The sequence below is a fragment of the Shewanella sp. AC34-MNA-CIBAN-0136 genome (genome assembly GCF_040309945.1).
Taxonomy (GTDB): Bacteria; Pseudomonadota; Gammaproteobacteria; order Enterobacterales; family Shewanellaceae; genus Shewanella.
Genome location: NZ_JBEOPJ010000036.1, coordinates 1 through 5,177, shown reverse-complemented (window position 1 = coordinate 5,177; position 5,177 = coordinate 1). Strand labels below are relative to the sequence as shown.

Here is a 5,177-nt window from a genome sequence, read left to right as displayed (position 1 = left end):
CTTTATTATTGAATTTGAAGAACGAATTTCAGATTATATATAAATTAGGTAGTTACACAGAATCTGTTACAGGGTCAAACTAATAGGTGTTCAATTTTGAATAGTGTTCGCTTTCCTTCAATAAATGTCTCAAAAATTATATATTCATAATATCTAAATTTCTTCGCAAGCTTATCATCTCTCTAGTTAATTAAAAGTAGTTTACGAAAAACCCCCGTTTTCTATTTGTTTCAGGTAAGTCAGGATATGCCACTACAACATGACCTACATCATGAAGATGAAGCAATATCGCTGACACCTTCCGTTCTAATTTACTTCCACCTTGTAACTACACTTGGGTGGCATAATTTCATCAAATTCGCAATCGAGTGCGATTGCCAGTTTATATAGCGTTTCTAATTTGACATTGACAAGCCCACGTTCCATTTTCCCGTAATTTCCTCTTTCAATACCAGCCAATGTAGCAAAGTCTTCTTGAGAATAACCTGCATTTTTACGCTTTAATCTTAGCATTTTGCCAAAATCAGTCACTAAATCATTCACCCTATTTTCCCTTCAGGTAAATTGTTTAGATTTTCATGTTGAGGTGTAAAGCACCACGCCCTATAATACCCATTATTGGGTTTATTTTAGGTCATGTCGCAATGTTAGATCCCGTTGTCGCTCAAGTTATTGAAGCTGGAAATTTTGACAATTTCACTACGAGTGATGTTAGGTCTGCATTTCTAGCATTAAAAAAAGATCCCAAACTTGATCCAAGCAACGTGAGGCGAATGATCTATTCCGAGCTCTTAAAGCTTGTTAGAAAAGGGTGGTTGAAGAAGAGTATCTCTAAAGTTAAAGGCCAAACTCGCTTTAGTAAAACAAATCTTTTCGATGCTAATAATCTTCAAGTAAAAACCATAAGTTTCGAGTCAATAGCGGCGACTAAAACAGATGGTCATCATCAAAAATTATTAGAGAAGTTGGTTTGCTATAAAGCCGAGTTACTGCAAAGCATCGGAGAGTCAGAGGCCTATAAAGATATTTACTTAGATATGCCTGAACTAGTTGACGAGATCCAACCCAAATATCATATGGCAAGAGATAACAACACGAAGCTGCTAGGCAAGATTAAAGCGATTGAAGACATTATTAGGCAGAGAACATGAACCTTAGACCTTGGCAAGAGCACTGTATTAACCAAGCATTGAGCAACTATTCTAATGGATACAATCATTTTTTAACGCTTGCTACACCAGGTGCAGGGAAGACTCTAATGGCTTCAGCGTTAGCGAGTTACCTTTTAAAAAATAAGCTCATAGATTTAATCATATGCTTTTCTCCTTCATCAATTGTTGCTCATGATTTCGCTGAAAGCTTAGAAACACAAGCAGGAGAACGATTTGATGGTCTTATGGGAGCAAAAGGTCGGTCGTTAACATACCAGAGTCTTCAGTTTCTTGATGGCCAATTTTGGCAGCTATTCGAATCAAACCGCATATTCGTTATTTTCGATGAAATTCATCACTGTGCTGGCTCAAACCTTGGAAATGCAAATTCGTGGGGGGAGCAGATTTTACTCAATATTCATGATAGAGCTAAATTTACTTTAGCTCTAACTGGCACACCTTGGCGCTCTGACACCGCACCTATTGTTCTGTCAAAATATATTCAATCTGACAGCCAAATCGCATGTGATTATGTCTATGGTCTAGCTGAGGCTGTTCGTGACAAAGTTTGTCGAGTGCCTCAAATTGTTGCTGTGGATAATATGAAAATTTCGGTTGTCGATACTAATGCCACACAGGTATTTACTAGCTTTAGCGATTTATTGTCAAACTCAAATGTTTCGTACCAACAGGTCATTGAAAATGAGGCAGTGCTCAAGTTTATAATCACTGCATCACATAAAAAACTATCGAAGATTAGGCTTGTAAACCCAGATGGAGCAGGGCTAATCGTCGCATCGTCTGTTAGCCATGCAAACATGATATCTTCTTTGATGAAATCTTGGTTTAAAGAAGATGCTGTTGTAGTTACGTACAAAGAAAGTAATTCTAGCACCATCATTCAACGTTTTAGGCACTCCCAAACTAGGTGGATTATTTCAGTTGGAATGATAAGCGAAGGGACTAACATTCCACGTCTACAGGTTTGTTGTCACCTGACGAACATTAAGACCGAAATGCATTTCAGACAAATATTGGGCCGAATTCTAAGACTGACGGAATCGACAAATCAGCAAGCGATATTATATATGCCCGCAGAACCCAAATTATTGGAATATGCATACAGGGTGAAAGAGGATATTCCGTTCGAAGCTGATGTCGTCAAATTTGAAAACATGAAAGAGAACGAAGAATATGATAAAAAGTTAAATGATTTGCCCATTTCTTTTGACTCGCCGGTGACACAAGCATCAAATAAAGGGCTAAACCTTGAGCTCTCAAGCTTAGAAATGGAGACATTTGCTAATAGTTGCAGTTACGAACATGACACTAAAACCAAAGACTTAGCTTCAGAGATAAAAGAACATGATCTATCATCCTCATATAAAAACCTTATCAATAACTTTGGACGATTCAAGCAAGAGACAATAGCTCTGGGACTTTTAGATTTCAATTAACTCAATAAGATTGTTGTTTTTATATGATTACGTAACACAACCAAGTTATGGTTTTGAACTCGTTAGTTAGAGAATTTTGTTTCCACACAAATTTTGGCATTAAAACTCATTATATGAGAGCGTTACATATAACGCTTAAACGTCATTACTGTGCATTTATATTATTTTTGAATTTTTTGCGGAGCAACGGCTAGGGTTAACAAATTTCTGCCCCATTTCTTGCTAGGGATGCCAATTCGCCGATTTCAACTTACTGAATAATTTTCAGTCTATTCGGGTAATAAAGGTTTGCTCGTCATCCACAAAAGCTACAAAGCCGCCGTGATAGATAAATACTCGACCACGCCCCTCAACTAAGCAGGCAAGCTGTGGGGTCAAATTTTCTTCGTTACCCTGACTTTGATATGTGCCGATATCGGTGATTACGCCGCTGAGAGTAGGCAAATATCTATAAGTTCGCTTTGCTTGATCAACTAGGTTCAATTCGCTGGCGGTAGAGAAGCAAGAGGGTATCGTACCGGCTTCTTCGATAAACATAGTTTTCAGTTCTTCAAAAGCTGTGATCACTAGCCAGTCGATGCCGTTAACATGATGGATAAACATTGAGTTTCTCGGTAATTCTGATGCGGAGATTTTAACATTATCAGGGGCAGAACGTAGTAGAGATTTAGTAATTATGTGCAATTTACGGTCATTCACTAGGGCACCTTGAAACTCGTTTATGCCCCATTATGAGTTAATCACGATTTCTGACTTGCATCATTTATCTAATGATAGACCCAAATATCGACTTCGGAATCTATAAAGCAGTGACCAAAAAGATGCACCACTACACAGATATAAACCTTAGAGGTAATTAAAAGTGTATTATTTTCGTAGTTATATTGTTGGCGGTTATGCATATTATAGAAGTAAAAGTTTTGGCCATTCTGGGGCAGTGTCTATGGTATTGCTTTCATCATTAGGTTTTGTTTTTCTCATCTTGCATGGGGTGTTAAATGCAAATGATGTTAGTTTTTTTTCAGATGTTAGCGTGAGCGGGTATTTTTTTATATTTTTAATATGTGCTTTATGGCTATACATTTATTCACTTTTTTGTAAAAGGTTAAAAATATATGAACTTGATTTTGAAATCAGTATAGACCCTAGAAAAATTAGGTTGCATAGCTATGTAACATATTTTTTTATTAGGATATTCATTGTTGTTCGAGTTTTTATTTGAACATTTTATACGAGACACCCATTGTTTCGGGCCTAAGCCCCAGCGCGTTATAGTTTGGCTGCTCGGTTTGTTTCTCTACTGCTTGTTCGACTTGTTCATCACTGGCTCGTTTATGTCCAAAAACGGTTTAGTAAATGGCCCATTTATACCTATAATACAAATTTTGTAAGAGGAGTTCCTTTGTGAAAAAACATGGCTCAGCAAAAGGTATTTTAAAGGATATTAAAATAGACGGTTCTTTAAATGATGATGAATCTTTGCTATTTGCTATAGATGAAGATTGTGAAATAGCTGAAATAGTTCATCGGCGACGTGATCAAGAAGAAATCGAAATTGGGATTGATGACTTGTAATAGTCTTTAATGAAAACTAACTGTCCATAACTAATTTCTTGATGAATTTATCTAAAGTTCCAATAGAGATTGTTTGCATCCTAACTAATTTTTTTCATGTTGTCATTCCATGAGAGAGTTTATTTAGTTCTTCTGAAACAAGTTTAATACCCATTACTGTATCAAGATAATTCAGCGGGGTTTCATTGTATAATTGGAGGTTTGGAGTGTTTAACCATTTCAAAGCGGCTGCATTATTACCGTGATATTGCTCGGCTTGAGCTAAAACTTCAATAATCATTAACATACGTTCGCTCTGATTCGGGGATAGTCGACAAACAAATTTTAAACTTGTGCTACCTGAAGCTTTTCCTATCAGCAAGATTACATGCTTTTTATTCAATCCCATTAATCTTGCTGCTTCATCCAGCATTGCTTCAGGTAAACCTATTTTGAGAAACTGAATAATGTTAAGTAATGAATCATCCTTAAAATCAAAGTCTTTGCCACCAAGTATATAGAAAGCTTTCTGATACATAGATTGTCCTAAACAATTTTTTTGATAAATACATTTGATTCTGTAACGATATCAAGTTGCTTTTACTGAACTCACCGTAAAAGTAACTTGTTGCGGCTTGCCCTGCAACGACCTTGTAAATATAGGTTTAGAAACTACAGGTGAGTAGTGATGATCAACTTTTTCGCATTCATCTATGTGTTGAATTAATGCTTTGATCGCATTTTTATATTGTTCAGGAACTCTCATCACTATCGTTTTTTCATATCTAGTCTTGCGGCCAGCACCTTTACGTACACCACCATGCGCCCCTTTATGAGCATCACTTTTATCTGCCATACTTAGAACCTCTTGATTACGTAACGATATCAAGGTAGCTTGATTTGGTTACATAATCAAATAAAACGTTACAAGTTTGGGCTAATCCCCCCTAAAAATAGTAGATTTCAAAAGTAGAATTTTCTCGTAATATATACGCAGGGAGATTCTGCATGAAAA

At 36.5% G+C, this 5,177-nt stretch carries 7 protein-coding genes; 3 read left to right on the top strand and 4 right to left on the bottom strand.

Translation table 11 applies throughout. From position 1 onward, the window contains the following. Positions 1 to 306 precede the first annotated feature (306 nt). The gene (locus AAEY94_RS20505) at positions 307 to 543 is read right to left on the bottom strand and encodes a helix-turn-helix domain-containing protein (RefSeq protein WP_102037348.1); all 237 of its coding nucleotides are present in this window, start codon (positions 541 to 543) and stop codon (positions 307 to 309) included. A gap of 101 nt (positions 544 to 644) precedes the next feature. Between AAEY94_RS20505 and AAEY94_RS20500 the strand changes: the two genes are divergently transcribed. Both AAEY94_RS20500 and AAEY94_RS20495 read left to right on the top strand, forming a co-directional pair. Next, complete coding sequence (locus tag AAEY94_RS20500; protein WP_102037347.1) at positions 645 to 1,151, top strand: VspR family transcription factor; 507 nt, start codon at positions 645 to 647, stop codon at positions 1,149 to 1,151. Next, entirely contained in the window at positions 1,148 to 2,608 is a 1,461-nt protein-coding gene (locus tag AAEY94_RS20495; RefSeq protein ID WP_182723571.1) for a DEAD/DEAH box helicase, read from the top strand. Before AAEY94_RS20500 ends, AAEY94_RS20495 begins: the two co-directional genes overlap by 4 nt. Positions 2,609 to 2,872: 264 nt before the next feature. On the opposite strand, the gene AAEY94_RS20490 is transcribed toward AAEY94_RS20495, so the two are convergent. Then, a complete protein-coding gene (locus AAEY94_RS20490; RefSeq protein WP_350979890.1) occupies positions 2,873 to 3,211 on the bottom strand; it encodes a cytosolic protein in 339 nt (112 codons plus the stop codon). 801 nt (positions 3,212 to 4,012) lie between these two features. Here AAEY94_RS20490 and AAEY94_RS20485 point away from each other — a divergent pair. Further along, a complete protein-coding gene (locus AAEY94_RS20485) occupies positions 4,013 to 4,183 on the top strand; it encodes a hypothetical protein (protein WP_165870202.1) in 171 nt (56 codons plus the stop codon). Between the two features lie 94 nt (positions 4,184 to 4,277). On the opposite strand, the gene AAEY94_RS20480 is transcribed toward AAEY94_RS20485, so the two are convergent. Then, on the bottom strand, positions 4,278 to 4,700 hold the full coding sequence (locus AAEY94_RS20480) for an Xre family toxin-antitoxin system antitoxin (protein WP_011638878.1): 423 nt from the start codon (positions 4,698 to 4,700) through the stop codon (positions 4,278 to 4,280). 51 nt (positions 4,701 to 4,751) lie between these two features. Continuing rightward, on the bottom strand, positions 4,752 to 5,018 hold the full coding sequence (locus tag AAEY94_RS20475) for a hypothetical protein (protein ID WP_011638879.1): 267 nt from the start codon (positions 5,016 to 5,018) through the stop codon (positions 4,752 to 4,754). Positions 5,019 to 5,177 lie beyond the last annotated feature (159 nt).

Coding starts and splice junctions, on each gene's coding strand:
- AAEY94_RS20475 (WP_011638879.1), bottom strand. CDS start 5,018: ATGGCAGATAAAAGTGATGCTCATAAAGGGGCGCATGGTGGTGTACGT.
- AAEY94_RS20500 (WP_102037347.1), top strand. CDS start 645: ATGTTAGATCCCGTTGTCGCTCAAGTTATTGAAGCTGGAAATTTTGAC.
- AAEY94_RS20495 (WP_182723571.1), top strand. CDS start 1,148: ATGAACCTTAGACCTTGGCAAGAGCACTGTATTAACCAAGCATTGAGC.
- AAEY94_RS20480 (WP_011638878.1), bottom strand. CDS start 4,700: ATGTATCAGAAAGCTTTCTATATACTTGGTGGCAAAGACTTTGATTTT.
- AAEY94_RS20490 (WP_350979890.1), bottom strand. CDS start 3,211: ATGTTTATCCATCATGTTAACGGCATCGACTGGCTAGTGATCACAGCT.